The following is an 18,662-nucleotide window of genomic DNA, read 5'->3' on the forward strand; positions in this document are numbered from 1 at the left end:
ACAACTTCTTACGCCCCTGCGGAGCCCGGTCCGCTCGGATCTCGAAATCCATCGCACCCCTTGAGCTGGGGTGTTGCGACGACTACTAGAACCTAAGGTCCGCGGCGGGCCCCTCTTTCACGAGGTGCGGGATCAGCCCTGGGCGGCGGCCCGGGCCTCGCGACGGTTGTCGCGGAAGGTGTTGACGCGGCGTGCGGTCGCGAACAGCGGGATGACGGCGCCCAGGACGACCTGGAGGGCGCATCCGGTCTGCAGGAGCAGCTCGCCGCCGGGCGCGTCGAACGCCCAGGAGGCCAGCAGGCCCATGCTCAGCACGATCCAGCTGAGCATGGCGACCGCGAGCCGTCCGCGCGGCTTGGGGTACTCGACGCGGCTGACCATCAGCCATGCGACGCCCAGGATGCCGAGCGCGGTCGGCACGAACGGCAGCTCCAGCAGCACGATGGAGATGACGGTCAGCGCCCCGAAGGGTCCCGGCATGCCCTGGAACATCCCGTTCCGCATGGGCACGCAGGAGAACCGCGCAAGCCGCAGCACCACCGCCAGCAGCACCACGACCGCGGCGACCACCGAGACCCGCTGGTTGGCGTCGTTGGCGACCATGCCCCAGACGGCCACGAAGTAGGCGGGGGCCAGTCCGAAGCTGATGAGGTCGGAGAGGTTGTCCAGCTCGGCGCCCATGGCCGAGCTGCGCAGCTTGCGGGCGACGAGCCCGTCGAAGAGGTCGAAGACCGCCGCCATCAGCATCAGCACCACCGCGGTGGCGGCGCTGTGCCGGGCCATGCCGCCGTCCTCGCTGCCCGTCAGATGCGGGATGAGGACGCCGGTGGTGGTGAAGTACACCGCCATGAAGCCGCAGGTGGCGTTGCCCAGGGTCAGGGTGTCCGCGATCGACAGCCGGGTCGAGAGCGGCATCTCGTCGTCGGTGTCGTCATGGAAGTCGTCGTCGGCGAACTCGTCGGTGAAGCCGTCCCGCTCCCCGGACCGCTCCGCGGTGCGGTCGGCGGTGGGGACCCAGGCGGGCTGTGCGTCGGGATCAATCACGGTCAAGGCGAGTCACCCCCGCTGTCGTGGTCTGGCCGACCTCCACGGCCGCCTCGATGCCCTGCGGGAGGTAGACGTCCACCCGGGAGCCGAACCTGATCAGCCCGAGGCGCTCGCCCTGCTCGACCTTGGCGCCGCTGGGCAGGTAGGGGACGATGCGCCGGGCGACGGCGCCGGCGATCTGGACCATCTCCACGTCGCCGAGCTCGGTGTCGAAGTGCCACACGACACGTTCGTTGTTCTCGCTCTCCTTGTTGAAAGCGGGAACGAATCCGCCGGGGATGTGCTCGACGGACGTCACGGTGCCGGCGAGCGGCGCGCGGTTGACATGGACGTTCAACGGGCTCATGAAGATGGCGACGCGGGTACGGCCGTCCTGCCACGGCATGATGCTCTGCACCACGCCGTCGGCCGGGGAGAGCACCCGGCCCTGGCCGATTTCCCGCTCCGGGTCCCGGAAGAACCACAGCATCCCGGCCGCGAGCGCCGTCGCCGGGACGGCGACCAGGGCGGCGCGCGGCGACTTGCGCACGCGCGCCAGGCTGACGGCCGCCGTGGCGAGGGTCGGCACGAGCCACGGCGACGCCCCGCGCGCGAGGCGTACGCGGGGCCCGCCGGACGCCGGGCCGGACGAGGGTGAGCCGCTGGGTGCTGTGGATGGACTGTGGGGCATGGATGACCTTCGTAGCGGAGGGAGCCGCATAGATGACAGGGGACGGCGGCTTTCCCGGGATGCTATCGGTTTCTGATGGCAACTGGGCAAGCCAGCGGGCCAGTCCGTGGCCGAAGTCCCGGTTCGGGGTGTGATCTTGATCCCGAAGAAAACACCCCGAAAGGGACATTCAGCCTTGGGTGCGGTACTCTTCCAGCAGCCGCCGGCCCACGATCATTTTCTGGATCTCTGCGGTTCCTTCGCCGATCAGGAGCATCGGCGCCTCGCGGTAGAGCCGCTCGATCTCGTATTCCTTGCTGAAACCGTACCCGCCGTGGATACGGAAGGAGTCCTCGACGACCTCCTTGCAGTATTCGGATGCGAGATATTTCGCCATCCCCGCCTCCAGGTCGTTGCGTTGACCGGAGTCCTTCTTGCGGGCGGCGCCGACCATCAAGGCGTGTGCCGCCTCGACCTTGGTGGCCATCTCGGCCAATTTGAACTGAATGGCCTGATGCCCGGCGATGGGCCTGCCAAACGTGTGGCGCTGCTGCGCGTAGGCGATACCCAGCTCGAAAGCACGCTGCGCGACTCCGCAGCCACGTGCCGCCACATTGACGCGGCCGACCTCGACCCCGTCCATCATCTGGTAGAAGCCGCGGCCGGTCCGCCCGCCCAGGACGTGGTCGGCTGGGACCCGCAGGCCGTCCATGATCAGCTCAGTGGTGTCGACGCCCTTGTAGCCCATCTTCTCGATCTTGCCGGGGATGGTGAGACCCGGCTTGACCTGGCCGAATCCAGGCTCCTTCGACACCAGGAAGGTCGTCATCGACTTGTGCGGCGGGGTACCTTCCGGATGACCCTCGTCGGTGCGGCACAAGACGGCCACCAGCGTGGCGGACCCGCCGTTGGTCAGCCACATCTTCTGCCCGGTGAGCAGGAAGTCCCCGCTCCCGTCGGGCGCGCGCACACCCTTGCTGGTGATGGCCGCGACGTCCGAGCCCAGCCCCGGCTCCGACATGGAGAACGCGCCACGGATCTCGCCGGTCGCCATCTTCGGCAGGAAATGGTCCTTCTGCTCCTGCGTGCCGTGCTGCTTGAGCATGTAGGCCACGATGAAGTGGGTGTTGATGATGCCCGAGACGCTCATCCATCCGCGGGCGATCTCCTCCACGCACAGTGCGTAGGTGAGCAGCGACTCACCGAGGCCGCCGTACTCCTCCGGAATCATCAGGCCGAAGATCCCGAGTTCTTTCAGACCCTCGACGATCTCGGTCGGATAGGCGTCGCGGTGTTCCAGTTCCGTGGCCACCGGGATGATCTCTTTGTCGACGAAGTTCCGTACCGTCGAGACGATTTCCCGCTGTATCTCCGTAAGACCCTCGGTCTGTGCCAGACGTCCCACCCTCACGCACCGCCTTTCGGGGCCGGCTCGCGCAGTTCGGGGCGGCCCGGCTGTTCTCCGCCGCGCTGGGCGACGTACTGCCGCGTGGGCACCATCACCTTGCGGCGGAAGACGCACACGAGCGTGCCGTCCTGCTTGTAGCCCTTGGTCTCCACGTGCACGACGCCGCGGTCGTCCTTGGACCTGGAAGGTGTCTTGTCCAGCACCGTCGTCTCGCCGTACAGCGTGTCGCCGTGGAAGGTGGGCGCCAGGTGCCTGAGCGACTCGACCTCCAGATTGGCGATGGCCTTGCCCGAGACGTCCGGTACCGACATGCCCAGCAGCAGCGAGTAGACGTAGTTGCCCACCACCACGTTGCGGCCGAAGTCCGTGGTCTCGCCGGCGTAGTGCGCGTCCATGTGGAGCGGGTGGTGGTTCATCGTCAGCAGACAGAAGAGGTGGTCGTCGTACTCGGTGACCGTCTTGCCCGGCCAGTGCTTGTAGGTGTCGCCGACCGTGAACTCCTCGAAGGTGCGTCCGAACTGCATCGCTCAGCCCTCCGGAGGGGTGAAGGAGGTGGTCCGCTTCATGCCCGCGGCGCGGCCCTTGCCGGAGACGACCAGCGCCATCTTGCGGCTCGCCTCGTCGATCATCTCGTCGCCGAGCATCGCCGAACCCTTCTTGCCGCCCGCCTCCGAGGTGTAGTAGGCGTACGCGTCCAGGATCAGCTCGGCGTGGTCGTAGTCCTCCTGGGAGGGGGAGAAGACCTCGTTGGAAGCCTCGACCTGGCCCGGGTGCAGTACCCACTTGCCGTCGAAACCGAGGGCGGCGGCCCGCTGGGCGACCTTCCGGTAGCCGTCCACGTCGCGGATCTGGAGGTAGGGGCCGTCGATGGCCTGGAGGTTGTGGGTGCGGGCGGCCATCAGGATGCGCATCAGGATGTAGTGATAGGCGTCGGCCGGGTAGCCGGGCGGCTGCTCGCCGACCACGAGCGACTTCATGTTGATGGACGCCATGAAGTCGGCCGGGCCGAACACGATGGTCTCCATCCGGGGCGAGGCCCCGGCGATCTCGTCCACGTTGACCAGGCCCTTGGCGTTCTCGATCTGCGCCTCGATGCCGATCCGGCCCACTTCCAGGCCCATCGTCTTCTCGATCTGCGTCAGCAGCATGTCGAGGGCCTGGATCTGCGCGGCGTCCTGCACCTTGGGCAGCATCACACAGTCCAGGTTGGCGCCGGCGCCCTCCACGACGGTGACCACGTCGCGGTAGGTCCACTCGGTGGTCCAGTCGTTGACCCGCACCACACGCGTCTTGCCGCTCCAGTCACCTTCGTTGAGGAACTTCACGATGGTGTGCCGGGCCTCCGGCTTGGCCAGCGGTGCGCACGCGTCCTCCAGGTCCAGGAAGACCTGGTCGGCGGGCAGGCCCTGGGCCTTCTCCAGGAACCGCGGGTTGCTGCCGGGCACCGCCAGGCAGGAACGGCGCGGACGCAGGGCGCGCTGCTGGTTGTCGCTGCTCACTTGATGACCTCCACTGCTTCTCGCCGGCCGGGCCGCCCGGCCTGCGCGCCCGGCCCGCCGCTGTGGTGCGGGCCGAGCTTGTTCCGGGTCCGGATCTCGTCGACGATACGGCCGATGATCCGGGTGATCCCGAAGTCCTTCGGGGTGAAGACGGCGGCGACCCCCGCCGCGCGCAGCGAGCGCGCGTCCGCGGCCGGGATGATGCCGCCCACCACGACGGGAACGTCCCCCGCGCCCGCCGCCCGCATCCGCTCCAGCACGTCGGGCACCAGTTCGGTGTGCGAACCGGAGAGGATGGACAGGCCCACACAGTGCACGTCCTCGGCCAGGGCCGCCGCGACGATCTCCTCCGGGGTGAGCCTGATGCCCTGGTAGACCACCTCGAACCCGGCGTCCCGGGCCCGCACGGCGATCTGCTCGGCGCCGTTGCTGTGCCCGTCGAGCCCCGGTTTGCCCACCAGCAGCCGCAGCTTGCCGACGCCCAGCTCCCGGGCGGTCCGCTCGACCGCCGCCCGCACCCCGGCGAGCGCGGAGCCCTCCTCGGCGGAGACCGCCAGCGGTGCGGAGGAGACCCCGGTCGGTGCCCGGAACTCGCCGAAGACCTCGCGCAGCGCTCCCGCCCATTCGCCGGTGGTCACCCCGGCGCGGGCGCACTCCAGCGTGGCCTCCATCAGATTGGTGCCGTCGGCCGCCGCCTCGCGGAGCATGGCCAGGGCCTGCCGGACGCTCGGGTACAGCCCCGGGTCGCGGTTCCCCTCCCGCCAGAACGGTTCGTCGCGGGTCTGGCGCCACCGTTTGACGGCCGCCACGGTGGCCGCCTCCCCGGCCGGGTCCACGGTCAGGACCGCGGTGTCCAGGTCCGCGGTCAGCGGGCTGGGTTCACTCGTCTCGTAGCAGTTGACGCCGACGATCTTCTCCTCGCCCGACTCGATCCGCGCCCGCCGCCGCGCGTGCGAGGCGACCAGCTGGGACTTGAGGTAGCCCGACTCGACGGCCGCCATCACCCCGCCCATCTCCTCGATCCGCGCCAGCTCGGCCAGCGACTCGTCCACCAGCGAGGACACCTTCTTCTCGATCACGTGGGAGCCGGCGAAGATGTCCTCGTACTCCAGCAGATCGCTCTCGTGCGCCAGCACCTGCTGGATGCGCAGCGACCACTGCTGGTCCCAGGGCCGGGGCAGCCCCAGCGCCTCGTTCCAGGCGGGGAGCTGGACGGCGCGGGCGCGGGCGTCCTTGGAGAGGGTGACGGCCAGCATCTCCAGCACGATGCGCTGCACGTTGTTCTCCGGCTGCGCCTCGGTCAGCCCCAGCGAGTTGACCTGCACGCCGTAGCGGAAGCGGCGCTGTTTGGGGTCGGTGATGCCGTAGCGCTCGCCGGTGATCCGGTCCCAGATGCGGGTGAAGGCCCGCATCTTGCACATCTCCTCGACGAAGCGGACGCCCGCGTTCACGAAGAAGGAGATCCGGGCGACGACCCGGCCGAACTCCTCGGGCGGCACCTGCCCGCTGTCCCGTACGGCGTCGAGGACCGCGACGGCCGTGGCCATCGCGTAGCTGATCTCCTGGACCGGGGTGGCCCCGGCCTCCTGGAGGTGGTAGCTGCAGATGTTCACCGGGTTCCACCGGGGCATGTGGGTGACCGTGTAGGCGATCATGTCGGTGGTCAGCCGCAGCGAGGGACCCGGCGGGAAGACGTGGGTGCCGCGGGAGAGGTACTCCTTGACGATGTCGTTCTGCGTCGTGCCCTGGAGCTGCGAGATGTCCACGCCCTGCTCCTCCGCGACCACCTGGTAGAGCGCCAGCAGCCACATGGCGGTGGCGTTGATGGTCATGGAGGTGTTCATCTTCTCCAGCGGGATGCCGTCGAAGAGCCGGCGCATGTCGCCCAGGTGGGAGACGGGCACCCCGACCCGGCCGACCTCACCGCGGGCGAGGACGTGGTCGGGGTCGTAGCCGGTCTGGGTGGGCAGGTCGAAGGCGACGGACAGGCCCGTCTGGCCCTTGGCGAGATTGCGCCGGTACAGCTCGTTGGACGCCTCGGCGGAGGAGTGCCCGGCATAGGTGCGCATCAGCCAGGGCCGGTCCTTGTGACGCTCGCTCATCGGGCCCTCACACGTTCCGGAACCTGTTGATGGCGTCCAGGTGCCGCTCCCGCATGGCGGCGTCCCGCACGCCCAGTCCCTCCTCGGGGGCCAGGCACAGCACGCCGACCTTGCCCTGGTGGACGTTGCGGTGCACGTCGTGGGCGGCCTGGCCGGTCTCCTCCAGGGGGTAGGATTTGGAGAGCGTCGGGTGGATCTTGCCCTTGGCTATCAGCCGGTTGGCCTCCCACGCCTCCCGGTAGTTGGCGAAGTGCGAGCCGATGATCCGCTTGAGCGACATCCACAGGTAGCGGTTGTCGTAGCTGTGCTCGTAGCCTGAGGTCGAGGCGCAGGTGACGATGGTGCCGCCCTTGCGGGTGACGTAGACGCTGGCGCCGAACGTCTCCCGCCCGGGGTGCTCGAAGACGATGTCGACGTCCTCGCCGCCGGTCAGTTCGCGGATGCGCTTGCCGAACCGCTTCCACTCCTTGGGGTCCTGGCTGTGCTCGTCCTTCCAGAACCGGTAGCCCTCGGCCTTCCGGTCGATGATGGCCTCGGCCCCCATGCGGCGGCATATCCCGGCCTTGTCCTCGCTGGAGACGACGCAGATGGGGTTGGCGCCGCCGGCCAGCGCGAACTGGGTGGCGTAGGAGCCCAGTCCGCCGCTGGCGCCCCAGATGAGCACGTTGTCGCCCTGCTTCATGCCGGCGCCGTTGCGGGAGACCAGCTGGCGGTAGGCGGTGGAGTTGACCAGTCCGGGCGCGGCGGCCTCCTCCCAGCTGAGGTGGCCGGGCTTGGGCATCAGCTGGTTGGACTTGACCAGCGCGATCTCCGCGAGGCCGCCGAAGTTGGTCTCGAAGCCCCAGATCCGCTGCTCGGGGTCGAGCATCGTGTCGTTGTGGCCGTCTGCGGACTCCAGTTCGACGGACAGGCAGTGCGCGACCACCTCGTCGCCCGGGCGCCAGGAGTTGACGCCGGGTCCGGTGCGCAGCACGACGCCCGCCAGGTCGGAGCCGATGATGTGGTACGGCAGGTCGTGCCGCTTGGCCAGCGGCGACAGGCGGCCGTAGCGTTCCAGGAACCCGAAGGTCGGCAGCGGCTCGAAGATGGAGGTCCACACGGAGTTGTAGTTGACCGAGGAGGCCATCACGGCCACCAGGGCTTCGCCGGGGCCGAGTTCGGGCACGGGCACCTCGTCCAGGTGAAGCGACTTGCGCGGGTCCTTCTCCCGGGTCTCCAGCCCTTCGAACATCCCGGCCTCGTCCTTGTGGACGGTCACGGCGCGGTAGGACTCGGGGAGGGGGAGGGCGGCGAAGTCCTCCGGTGAGGTGTCGGACGCGAGGATCGCGTCGAGGATCTGGTTCACGGTGTGCCTCCGGCGATGCGCGAGGTCGGAAGGACGCCCCCGGCCTTCGGCCGGGAGGTGCCCCCAGGGGTCGTCGGGTGATGAGGCAGTGCCGTCGGTTCGGCCGGTGCTGGGGGAGCGCGTGGGTGTGCGCTCGTCGCTCGTGACGCCAAGCGGTCCGGGACGACGCGGCGGGGGCCGCGGGGACAACGCCCGGACTGATGCCAAGGTATGACACCGAGTGCCAGTGCACAAGACACCCGGTGCCGCAATTTCTCACATGGGGGATGCCGCTCTCATTTGAGCGATGATCGATCAGTACGTGCCGCCATGCAGGTCAGAAGGGGTGGAGCCGGTGCGGGGGCGCGCCGCGCTCAGGGCACCCGGTGCTCGGGCGGCTCCTCGCCACGGCGCAGCCGGCTGCGCCGCTGCCCGTACCAGGCGTAGAGCACGACCCCCAGTGCCATCCACGCCCCGAACCGCGCCCAGGTCTCCGCCGGCAGGTTGAGCATCAGCCACAGCGAGGCCAGCACCGACGCCAGCGGCAGCGCGGGAACCAGCGGAGTGCGGAAGGCGCGCGGCAGATCAGGCCGGGACCGCCGCAGGACGACGACGCCGAGCGCCACCACGATGAACGCGAAGAGCGTGCCGATGTTCACCAGCTCGGCCAGCTCCGAGATGCTGGTGCACCCCGCCAGCACGGCGACCACCACGCCCAGCAGCAGCGTCGAGCGGTACGGCGTACGGAAGCGCGGGTGCACCCGGGAGAAGACCGGCGGCAGCAGCCCGTCCCGGCTCATCGCGAAGAACACCCGCGACTGGCCCAGCAGCAGGATCATGCACACGGTTGTCAGCCCGACCGCCGCCCCGAAACTGATCAGCCCGGCCCAGAACGGCTGCCCGACGGCCTTGAACGCGTCCGCCAGCGGAGCGTCCACCGTCAGCTCCGTGTACTTGCGCATCCCGGTGACCACCAGCGAGACCGCCACGTACAGCACGGTGCAGATCGCCAGCGAGCCCAGGATGCCGCGCGGCATGTCACGCTGCGGGTCGCGGGTCTCCTCCGCGGCGGTGGCCACCACGTCGAAACCGATGAAGGCGAAGAAGACGACGGCCGCCGCGCTGAAGACGCCCAGTACACCGAAGGTGGTCGGCTGGTAGCCGGAGATCAGCTGGATCACCGGGGCCCGCAGCCCGCCGTCGCCGTCCGTGGTGCCCTGCGCAGGCGGGATGAAGGGGTCGAAGTTGTCGGCCGTGACGAAGAACGCCCCGGCGATGATGACCAGCAGCACCACGCCCACCTTGACGGCCACCACGGTCGAGGTCACCCGCGCCGACAGCTTCATCCCGGCCACCAGCACCGCCGTCAGCGCCAGCACCAGGACGCAGGCCAGCAGATCGAAGCCGAAACCGGTCTCCTCGCTGGTGCCCGACAGCCAGCTGGGCAGATGCCAGCCGATGCTGTCCAGCAGCGAGCGGACGTACCCCGACCAGCCGACCGCGACCACCGCGCAGCCCAGCGCCAGCTCCAGCAGCAGGTCCCAGCCGATGATCCAGGCCGACAGCTCGCCGAGCGAGGCGTAGGCGAAGGTGTAGGCCGAGCCCGCCACCGGCACGGTGGAGGCGAACTCGGCGTAGCAGAGCGCGGCCAGCGCGCACACCGCGCCGGCCACGGCGAACGAGATGGCCACCGACGGGCCCGCCGTCGTCCTGGCGACCTGCCCGGTCAGCACGAAGATCCCGGTGCCGATGACCACACCGACCCCGAAGACCGTCAGGTCGAGCGCCGTCAGCGAGCGGGTGAGCCCGCGCTCCGGATCGTCGGTGTCGAGGATCGACTCCTCCACCGATTTGGTACGCAACCACTGCCTGGGACCTCTGTGCCCGCCCGGCGCCACCGGCATGCCGCACCTCCACATCGCCTGAAGACGCCATGGTTTCCGCTCCGCGTACCGGGAGCGGGCAGCGCGGGCGGGGCGGGGGCGCAATTCACCCGACTCCCTCGGCCCGGGGAGCCGGGCGGGGGCGGCACTCAGCCCTTGCCGAGCGCCCGTTCGATCGTGGACATGATCTCGCCCAGGGGCGCGTCCGTCCGGGCCACGGTCACCAGCACCTCGTCCCGGCGCTCCACCGTCGCCGCCGGCTGGCCGGACGCGGGCCGGTGCGCGCCGAAACCGGTGCCGAAGGTGCGCCGCACGATGGCGAAGGCATGGTCGAGCTGTGCCATCACATCGCCGGTACCGCCCGAGCGCAGCCAGCGCCGCAGCACGTGGTTGTGCGCGGTGACCACGGCGGAGGCCGCCACCTCGGCCAGCAGCGGCTCGTCGTAACCGCTCACCCCGTCGCGGTGCGCCTCCTCGTCGAAGTGGCCCAGCAGATAGCGGGTGAACAGCCGCTCGTAGCGGGCGACCGAGGCGATCTCCCGCTCCCGCAGCGCCGGCACCTCACGGGTGAGCTTGTACCGCTCCACACTGCCCTTGGGGGAGGCCGCGTACATCTTCATGACTTCCTTGATGCCGCGGCACACCGTATCCAGCGGATGCTCGTGCGGCGGCGCCGCCTCCAGCACCGCCTGGGCCCGCACGAGGGTGTCGTCGTGGTCCGGGAAGATGGCCTCTTCCTTGGAGCGGAAGTGCCGGAAGAAGGTGCGCCGGGCGACCCCCGCGGTGGCGGCGATCTCATCCACCGTGGTCGCCTCGTAACCCTTCGTGGCGAAGAGCTCCATCGCCGCCGCGGCCAACTCCCGGCGCACCTTGAGGCGCTGGGTCGCGGCACCGTTCGCGCGGGGGCTGGTGGTACGGGAGTTCTTCTCGGGTTCTGGCATGTGGTGAACGTTACACGCCGTGACGGGATCGGGGGACGGGCCGCCGGACGCCGGGTCCAGCAGCCCGCCCCACCCCGCCCACCCGCCGGTCACCGGCGTGCGTACTCGCGGAAACCGCGCCCGGTCTTCCTGCCCAGACAGCCGGCCGCCACCAGGTGTTCCAGCAGCGGCGCCGGGGCCAGGCCCGGGTCGCGGAACTCCTCGTGCAGCACCCGCTCGATGGCCAGCGACACATCGAGCCCCACCACGTCCAGCAACTCGAAGGGGCCCATCGGATAGCCGCCGCCCAGCTTCATCGCGGCGTCGATGTCGTCGGGGGAGGCGTAGTGCTCCTGCACCATCTTGACCGCGTTGTTGAGGTAGGGGAACAGCAGCGCGTTGACGATGAACCCCGCACGGTCGCCGCAGGCCACCGGGTGCTTGCCGATCGCCGCGCACACCTCGCGGACGGTGGCGCGTACCTGATCGTCCGTCAGCACCGTGGTGACGACCTCCACCAGCTTCATGGCGGGCGCCGGGTTGAAGAAGTGCATCCCGATCACGTCCTGCGGCCGGGAGGTGGCCCGGGCGCAGGCGACCACCGGCAGCGAGGAGGTGGTGGTCGCCAGCACCGCACCCGGCCGGCAGACCGCGTCCAGACGTGCGAACAGCCCCCGCTTGACGTCGAGGTCCTCGGCCACCGCCTCGATCACCAGGTCCACCTCGGCCAGCGCCGTCAGCTCACCGGCCGGGGCGATCCGTGCGAGAGCGGCCTGACGGTCCTCGGCCGTCATCCGCCCCTTGCGCACCGAGCGGTCCAGCGAGGCGGCCACCCGCTCCTTGGCCGCCCGCGCCTTGTCCGCGCTGCGCGCCACCAGCATCGTCGGGTACCCGGACCGGGCGAACACCTCGGCGATGCCGCCGGCCATCGTCCCCGAACCCACGACGCCCACCGCGGTGACGGGCCGGCCCGGTGTGCGCGGCGTGGCCGGATCGGGGGTGAGCGCGTCGGGCACCACCCTGGCGCTGCCCGGCCCGGCGTAGGTGTAGAAGCCGCGGCCGGACTTACGGCCCGTCAGCCCCGCTTCGGACAGATGGCGCAGAACGGGTGCGGGGGCGTGCAGCCGGTCCCGGGACTGCGCGTACATGGCGTCCAGCACCGTGCGTGCCGTGTCGATCCCGATCAGATCGAGGAGGGCGAGCGGGCCCATCGGCAGACCGCACCCCAGTTTCATGGCGGAGTCGATGTCCTCGCGACTGGCGTAGCGCGCATCGTACATCGTGGCGGCCTGGTTCAGATAGCCGAACAGCAGTCCGTCCGCCACGAAGCCGGGACGGTCACCGACCGCTATCGGATCCTTGCCCAGTTCGCGCACCAGGGCGGTGACGGCGGCCACGGCCTGCGGCGCGGTCAGCACGGAGGAGACGATCTCGACGAGCTTCATCGCGGGCGCCGGGTTGAAGAAGTGCAGCCCCAGGACGCGTTCGGGCCGGTCGGAGTCGGCTGCCAGCCTGGTCACGGACAGCGCGTTGGTACCGGTGGCCAGAATGGTCTCCGGTTTGACGACGGCGTCCAGCGCCGCGAACACCTGGCACTTGGTGTCGTAGTCCTCGGGCACCACCTCGATCACCAGATCGGCCTCGGCCGCCGCCTCGCACCCCGGGTGGGTGCGGAAGTGCGACAGCACCTCCTGACGCTCGCTCTGTGTCATCCGGCCGCGCTCCACCGAGCGCGCCGTGGAGGACTCCAGCGCGGCAACGGCCCGCCGCGCGGCTGCTTCGTTCGTGTCAATGCCGATGACCTCTCGCCCGGCGCGGGCGAGAATGTCGACGATGCCGGTGCCCATCGTGCCGAGGCCGACGACGGCGATCGTGCGCAGGGGAGGACGGTCCATCAGGGGACTCCAGAGGATGTGACACAGGCCCCCGAGGGGGCGCGGCTGATGAGGGTGAGGGTTTCGTGCACTACCGGGCGCGCGTGCGTACGGGCGCGCGGGGCAGGGGAGTTACCGGTCACGCCCCGTGGCGCGGCCCTGTCCCGGGGCCCGTTCGCGGGGCGGTCCCTGCGGGCCGCACACGGCGCTGCGCGTGCCGTGCCCGCTGCCGAACCGACGTCACTCTCGGCGGTCGCGTCACCGAACCGCCTGAGCGGGGATACCGCTCTGATGAGCACCGTAACTCGTGGGTAACCAGAAAGCCAGGGGTAGAACCTCTTCTACCGTCGTGGAACTCAGCACGTGAGGGGGAGCCGGAGTGGGCGACGCGTTCCGAGCGCTGATCGACCGTGTGCGGCCCGAGGCCGATCCCGTCGAGTACGCACGGCTGGTCACGCTGGCCAGGCAGCGCAGTACGGAGGCGCGCGACCAGCTCGCCGCCGTGCTCGTGGAGAGCGGACGGCCGTTGTGGGCCCGTGAGATCGCGGCGTTCGCGCTGGGCAGCGCCGGCGACCGCCGGGCCTTCGAGACGCTCGTCTTCATGCTCAACTACCGGGACCCGGTCCGCTGCGCCAGCGCCGCGCACGCCCTGGAGCGGCTGCGCGACCCCAGGACCGCCAAGGCCGCGGCGGCACTGGCCACCAACGAACTGCGCACCGCCTACGCGCTCTACCCCGTCCGTCTGCTGACGGCACTGCGTGCCCCCGAGTCGGTGCCCACCCTCATCAACGTCCTCCAGCGACTGCTGATCGGACCGCTGCACTACTGGCCGATCGCCGAGGCGTGCGTGGTGGGGCTGGGCGCACTCGGCGACAAACGCGCCGTCCCCGTGCTCGACGCCGCCGCCGAGCACCACCGGCTGTGCCCCTCCGCCAAAGCGGCGCTCGCCCGGATACCCAGCTGAGATTCCCGTCTGCCGAGTTGAGATCCCCGTGGAAATCCGACGCAGGATGTCCGGTATCCCCGGCAGATTGGCCGCATGACGACGCAAGCACAGCGCACGGAGCAGGGCATCAACTGGTCGGGGTTCCACACCGCCCAGCCCGACTTCGCCGCCCAGGTGGAAGAGCGCTTCCGCCGCTACACCCACCACGTCCTGGCCACCCTGCGCAAGGACGGCTCACCCCGCCTGACGGGGCTGGAGGTGGACTTCCGGGAGGGGGAGCTGTGGCTCGGCATGATGCCGAACTCCCTCAAGGCCCTCGACCTGCGGCGGGACAACCGGTTCGCCCTGTACGCCAACCCCGGGAGCGGGACGGAGATGGACGGGGGTGACGTGCGGGTCTCGGGACGCGCCGTGGAGGTCACGGACCCCGCGGAGCTGGCCCGCTGGGCCGCGGGGGCGCCGGACGGCGTTCCCGACCAGTTCCACCTCTTCCGGTCCCAGGTCGAGGAGGTGGTGAGGATCTCCGTCGAGGGCGAGGAGATCGTCTTCCGCACCTGGCGGCCGTCCGGTCCGCTGCGCATCATCCGGCGGGGCAACGACGACGCGCCGCCCCGCGAGGAGACCGCCGGCTGACCGCTACTGCCCCGACGCGGAGCCGGCTCCGGCCGCCCCGCCCCCGGTACCGGTTCCGTCCCCGGCTGCGGTCCCGGTGGTGGTGCCGGTCCCGGATCCCGTGCCGGCCCCGGTTTCCGTGCTGTTCCCGGCTGCGGTGCCTGCCCCGGCTCCCGTGCCGGCCCCGGTGCCGGTGGTGCTGCCCGTGCCGGGTCCGGTGGCGGCTGCGGTCTCCGTCGCGGCGCCGGTGGTGGCCGCGGGCTCCGCACTGGTTCCGCCTCCGGCCACAGGATCCGCCCCGGCCCCGGCCGTAACCCCCGCCCCGCCACCGGCCGGTGTCTCCGTCCCGCCCCCGGCCGGGGCCTGCGCCCCGGCTCCCGCCCGGGGGCGGCTGCCGCTCCGGCCGATGGTGTGGACGAACAGTTCCTTGCGCCCGGGCGCCGCCGTACGGCGCTCGGGCAGCGGCAGCTCGTAGCGGACCGGACGCGCGTGGTCGGAGAACTGCCGGTTCGCGTTGTAGACCCGGCTGAACTTCCACAGCATCCGCGCGAAGTTGGTCTGGCCGCGCGCCAGATGGCGGCCCAGGATGCCCAGGGCGCCCACGGCCGTGCGCAGCCCCAGGTGCTTGCGGTTGATGACGGCCTGGGTGCGCACCAGCTCCCGGTAGAACTGCTCCAGCGGCAAGCGGGTGGGCACCACGGCGTGCTGGATGTCGAAGAGGCGGTAGTCCCGGGTGGTGAGCTGCCGGCTCTCGGTGTGCCACACCTCCGTGCCCGGGTACGGCGTCATCACCGTCAGGTGCACGATCTCGGGCACCGCCATGGCGAACTCGCGCACCAGACGGAACTGCTCCTCGTCCCAGCCCGGATCGACGATCAGGTTGATCGCCACGCTGATGCCCAGCCGGCGTGCCGTCTCCAGTGCCTTGAAGTTCTCGTCCGGGCTGATGCGCTTGCGGAACTGGTCCAGCCCGTCGGCGTCGAGCGCCTCCATGCCGAGGAACATGTAGCGCAGCCCCAGCCTGGTCCAGCGTTCGAAGACCTCCTCGTTGCGCAGCAGCACGTCCGCGCGGGTCTCCAGGTAGTACTGCTTGCGGATGTTGCGCCGCTCCAGTTCGGCGGCGATGCCGTGGCCGTGGTCCGGTTTGATGAAGGCGACGTCGTCGACGATGAAGACGTTGGGCTCCCGGATGGACGCCATCTCCTCGGCTGCCGCCTCGGGCGCGGCCCGCCGGTAGCTGCGTCCGTAGAACGTCCAGGCCGAGCAGAAGGAGCAGTCCCACGGGCAGCCGCGGGTGAACTCGATGGAGGCGCAGGGGTCCAGCTCGCCGATGAAATAGCGGTTGCGGCGGCGCATCAGATCACGGGCGGGGCGGGGGGAGTCGATGCTCTCCAGCATCCTCGGCGCGGGGCCCCGGCCCTGAGCCGTCACCACCCCGGGGACGGTGTGCGCGGCGTCGTCCGGCACCGCCTCCAGCAGGGGGACGACGACCGTCTCGCCCTCGCCGCGGGCGATCGCGTCCACCGCGCCCTCGGCCTGTTCGAGCACGTGATCGCCGACGAAGGAGACGCTGTGGCCCCCGAAGAAGACGAAGCAGCCGGGGGACGCGGCCTTGGCACGGTGGGCGATCTCGATGGCCTCGGGGATGTTGGCCAGGTAGTTGAGGGAGATGCCGAGCGCCTCGGGCTGGAAGGAGCGCAGCTCACGGTCGAGCAGCTTGTGCGAGAGCACCTGCAGATCGACCACCCGCACCGTGTGTCCCGCGTCGCGGGCCGCCGCGGCGACCCGTTCCAGCCCCAGCGGCTCCAGGCGGAGAAAGATCTCCGAGTACATCAACGCGCTTGGGTGGACCAGCAACAGGCGCATACGGGCGCTCCAGATCTCCAGGGCAAGGCGGTCGGCGAACGGACGTGGCCAGGGACGTTGCCCCTTCGACGCACATTATCCGCCTACCGCCCTTCCGTCCTGAGACACGCCGTTTCGCGGCTTGTGCCCGAAACGGCGTGGACGGGAGCGCCCTGGCGTCAGCTGCGCTCGGTGGTGCCGGGCAGTACGGCGAGCGCCTCGATCTCGATCAGGAGTTCGGGCCGGACGAGTCCGGCCACCTGTACCGCACTGCACGCCGGCAGCCGGTCGGCGTCCAGATAGGTGTCCCGCACGGCCCGCAGCGCGGGCATCACCGACAGATCGGTGACGAAGAACGTGAACTTCATGACGTCGGCGAACGTGGCGCCGGCCGCCTGGAGGCAGCGCTCCAGATTGGCGAACACCTGCTTGGCCTGCGCCGTCGGGTCCCCCTCGCCGACGACCCGGCCGTCGGCGTCGAGCGCCACCTGGCCGGAGACCGCCACGAGCCGGCCCTCGCCCAGGACGGCGTGGCTGAAGCCGTTGCCGGGAGCGAGGCCCGCGGGAGTGGTGAGATGAGTGAGCGATGACATGCGGGCATGTTTTCAAAGGAGCGTCAGCTGGGTGCAGCGGTTTTCCCCGGCCCGCTCCCGCGGCTCCGGCTCCCGGGTGGCTGCCGCGTGCCCGTCCGTGATCCGCCGCGCCTGCGCCGGTCCCGTGGGGCCGACACCGTACTCGGCGGCCAGCTCGTGCACCTGCCGGGTGATCCGCCGCTGGTACCACCGGGGTGCGTACGCCCCGTCCGAGTACAGCGCCTCGTAGTGCCGCACCAGCCCCGGGTGGTGCCGGCGGAGCCAGTGGAAGAACCACTCGCGCGCCCCGGGACGCAGATGGAGTGCCAGCGGGGTGACGGAGGTCGCGCCCGCCGCGGCGATGGCTCGGACGGTCGTCCTCAGCTGGGCCGGGGAGTCCCCCAGGAAGGGGATCACGGGCGCCATCAGCACCCCGCACGGAATCCCGTGCTCCGCCAGCCGCCGGATGACCTCCAGCCGGCGCTGCGGGGCGGGGGTGCCCGGTTCCACCGTGCGCCACAGCTCCTCGTCGGTGAAGCCGACCGACACATTGACCCCGACGTCCGTGACCGCCGCTGCCGAGCGCAGCAGATCGAGGTCGCGCAGGATGAGGGTGCCCTTGGTGAGGACGGAGAACGGGTTCGCGTGGTCGCGGAGCGCGGTGAGGATGCCCGGCATCAGCCGGTACCGGCCCTCCGCCCGCTGATAGCAGTCGACATTCGTGCCCATGGCGATGTGCTGGCCCTGCCAGCGCGGGCTGCTCAGTTCCTTGCGCAGCAGTTCGGGCGCGTTCACCTTGACGACGATCTGGGTGTCGAAGCCCACGCCGGTATCGAGGTCCAGATAGCCGTGGGTCTTGCGGGCGAAGCAGTAGACGCAGGCGTGCGAACAGCCGCGGTAGGGGTTCACCGTCCAGGCGAACGGCATCCGTGAGGCGCCGGGCACCCGGTTGACCAGGGAGCGGGCCCGCACCTCGTGGAAGGTGATGCCGCGGAACTCGGGGGTGTCGAACGTCCGTGTGACGGCGGAGGCGCCGAAGAGGGCGGGTGCCGAGGCGGAGCCCTGCTCGTCCGTGTTCCTCAGCTCGTCCCAGCGCATGTGCGGCCTCCTCGGTCGGTGGTGTCGCTCTCCCCCTGGCGGCACGGTCGCTTGTTCGGTCACAGAATAGAACACCTGTTCCCATCGGTCGTGTCAAGCTCGATTTGGGCGGGCCGGTCAGGGGTGATTGGCTGGTCGCCACGTCCGTAGGGCCCCGCGCGGCAGAGGCGGGGCGACCAGCACAGGAGGAGCCATGGCGCAGGTCGAGGCGACCACGCAGCGGGAGATCGCCGCCGAACCCGAGAAGGTGTTCGACACGCTGGCCGACTACACCGGAGCCCGCTCCGAACTGCTCCCCGAGCAGTTCAGCGAGTACGAGGTGCGGGAGGGCGGCGACGGCGAGGGCACGCTCGTGCACTGGAAGCTCCAGGCCACCAGCAAGCGAGTCCGTGACTGCCTGCTGGAGGTGACCGAGCCCGCGGACGGTGAGCTGGTGGAGAAGGACCGCAACTCCTCCATGGTCACCACCTGGCGTGTCACCCCGGGGCAGCGCGAGAAGACCGCTCGGGTCACCGTCACCACCGTCTGGAACGGTGCCGGCGGAATCGGCGGCTTCTTCGAGCGGACCTTCGCCCCCAAGGGGCTGGCCCGGATCTACGACCAGGTGCTGGCGCGGCTCGCGGCCAAGGTCGAGTAGTCCTCCGGGCGGCAGCCGCGGTCGTCACCGGCGTCATGGTCCCCGGTCGTCGGCTCACCGGTTCGGGTGGTTTCCCGCGGCCGGGCGCATGGCGGCGACCGGTACGGGCCGTCGGGCAAAACCCCTGCTCGGCGGCTCAAAGGGCGCCTCGGGCAATGGAATTGGGCCTCCTGCGGCCCATGCCGCGCACCCGTCCGCTGGTTGAACGCTCTTGTCGTGCAATGCGAGAAATACTCCCCCGAAAGC

Annotated in this window: 16 protein-coding genes; 3 read left to right on the top strand and 13 right to left on the bottom strand. The window is 70.4% G+C overall.

Translation table 11 applies throughout. The annotated features are described in order from the left end of the window. Positions 1-132 precede the first annotated feature (132 nt). The 10 genes from IO40_RS0120935 to IO40_RS0120980 all read right to left on the bottom strand — a co-directional run bounded on the left by IO40_RS0120935 (position 133) and on the right by IO40_RS0120980 (position 12,727). Positions 133-1,050, bottom strand: coding sequence for a CDP-alcohol phosphatidyltransferase family protein (locus IO40_RS0120935; protein ID WP_031026174.1), 918 nt, complete (start codon positions 1,048-1,050; stop codon positions 133-135). Beyond that, positions 1,037-1,717 (bottom strand): phosphatidylserine decarboxylase, encoded by a 681-nt coding sequence (locus IO40_RS0120940; protein WP_016470659.1) that lies wholly within the window; start codon positions 1,715-1,717, stop codon positions 1,037-1,039. The genes IO40_RS0120935 and IO40_RS0120940 overlap by 14 nt, the downstream gene beginning before the upstream one ends. 169 nt (positions 1,718-1,886) lie before the next feature. Next, positions 1,887-3,101 carry an acyl-CoA dehydrogenase family protein gene (locus IO40_RS0120945; protein WP_031026177.1) on the bottom strand — a complete coding sequence of 405 codons (1,215 nt, stop codon included), beginning with the start codon at positions 3,099-3,101 and terminating at the stop codon, positions 1,887-1,889. A gap of 2 nt (positions 3,102-3,103) precedes the next feature. Then, positions 3,104-3,628, bottom strand: a complete 525-nt coding sequence (locus IO40_RS0120950) for a MaoC family dehydratase (RefSeq protein ID WP_016470661.1) — start codon at positions 3,626-3,628, stop codon at positions 3,104-3,106. Positions 3,629-3,631: 3 nt separating this feature from the next. After that, the gene (locus tag IO40_RS0120955; RefSeq protein WP_031026180.1) at positions 3,632-4,603 is read right to left on the bottom strand and encodes an HpcH/HpaI aldolase/citrate lyase family protein; all 972 of its coding nucleotides are present in this window, start codon (positions 4,601-4,603) and stop codon (positions 3,632-3,634) included. Continuing rightward, entirely contained in the window at positions 4,600-6,705 is a 2,106-nt protein-coding gene (locus IO40_RS0120960) for a protein meaA (RefSeq protein WP_031026182.1), read from the bottom strand. Before IO40_RS0120960 ends, IO40_RS0120955 begins: the two co-directional genes overlap by 4 nt. A 7-nt stretch (positions 6,706-6,712) precedes the next feature. Further along, complete coding sequence (gene ccrA / locus IO40_RS0120965) at positions 6,713-8,050, bottom strand: crotonyl-CoA carboxylase/reductase (RefSeq protein ID WP_030405871.1); 1,338 nt, start codon at positions 8,048-8,050, stop codon at positions 6,713-6,715. A 353-nt stretch (positions 8,051-8,403) separates the two neighbouring features. Then, positions 8,404-9,933, bottom strand: a complete 1,530-nt coding sequence (locus IO40_RS0120970) for an amino acid permease (protein WP_016470665.1) — start codon at positions 9,931-9,933, stop codon at positions 8,404-8,406. 128 nt (positions 9,934-10,061) lie between these two features. Beyond that, positions 10,062-10,853, bottom strand: a complete 792-nt coding sequence (locus tag IO40_RS0120975; RefSeq protein ID WP_033229353.1) for a TetR family transcriptional regulator — start codon at positions 10,851-10,853, stop codon at positions 10,062-10,064. Positions 10,854-10,942: 89 nt separating this feature from the next. Continuing rightward, the gene (locus tag IO40_RS0120980; protein ID WP_031175914.1) at positions 10,943-12,727 is read right to left on the bottom strand and encodes a 3-hydroxyacyl-CoA dehydrogenase family protein; all 1,785 of its coding nucleotides are present in this window, start codon (positions 12,725-12,727) and stop codon (positions 10,943-10,945) included. A gap of 358 nt (positions 12,728-13,085) precedes the next feature. Here IO40_RS0120980 and IO40_RS0120985 point away from each other — a divergent pair, with 358 nt between their 5' ends. Continuing rightward, complete coding sequence (locus IO40_RS0120985) at positions 13,086-13,670, top strand: HEAT repeat domain-containing protein (protein ID WP_016470668.1); 585 nt, start codon at positions 13,086-13,088, stop codon at positions 13,668-13,670. A gap of 75 nt (positions 13,671-13,745) precedes the next feature. Then, the gene (locus IO40_RS0120990; RefSeq protein WP_031175915.1) at positions 13,746-14,285 is read left to right on the top strand and encodes a pyridoxamine 5'-phosphate oxidase family protein; all 540 of its coding nucleotides are present in this window, start codon (positions 13,746-13,748) and stop codon (positions 14,283-14,285) included. Positions 14,286-14,288: 3 nt separating this feature from the next. Here IO40_RS0120990 and hpnR read toward each other — a convergent pair whose 3' ends face one another. The 3 genes from hpnR to IO40_RS0121005 all read right to left on the bottom strand — a co-directional run bounded on the left by hpnR (position 14,289) and on the right by IO40_RS0121005 (position 17,779). Then, complete coding sequence (gene hpnR / locus IO40_RS0120995) at positions 14,289-16,130, bottom strand: hopanoid C-3 methylase HpnR (RefSeq protein ID WP_031175916.1); 1,842 nt, start codon at positions 16,128-16,130, stop codon at positions 14,289-14,291. Between the two features lie 158 nt (positions 16,131-16,288). Beyond that, positions 16,289-16,702: a RidA family protein gene (locus IO40_RS0121000; protein WP_016470671.1), complete on the bottom strand. Its 414-nt coding sequence runs from the start codon at positions 16,700-16,702 to the stop codon at positions 16,289-16,291. Positions 16,703-16,714: 12 nt separating this feature from the next. Then, a complete protein-coding gene (locus tag IO40_RS0121005) occupies positions 16,715-17,779 on the bottom strand; it encodes an Rv2578c family radical SAM protein (protein ID WP_016470672.1) in 1,065 nt (354 codons plus the stop codon). 193 nt (positions 17,780-17,972) lie between these two features. Here IO40_RS0121005 and IO40_RS0121010 point away from each other — a divergent pair, with 193 nt between their 5' ends. Beyond that, positions 17,973-18,416, top strand: coding sequence for an SRPBCC family protein (locus IO40_RS0121010; protein WP_016470673.1), 444 nt, complete (start codon positions 17,973-17,975; stop codon positions 18,414-18,416). Positions 18,417-18,662: the final 246 nt, after the last annotated feature.

This window comes from Streptomyces albus subsp. albus (genome assembly GCF_000725885.1).
Lineage (GTDB): Bacteria > Actinomycetota > Actinomycetes > Streptomycetales > Streptomycetaceae > Streptomyces > Streptomyces albus.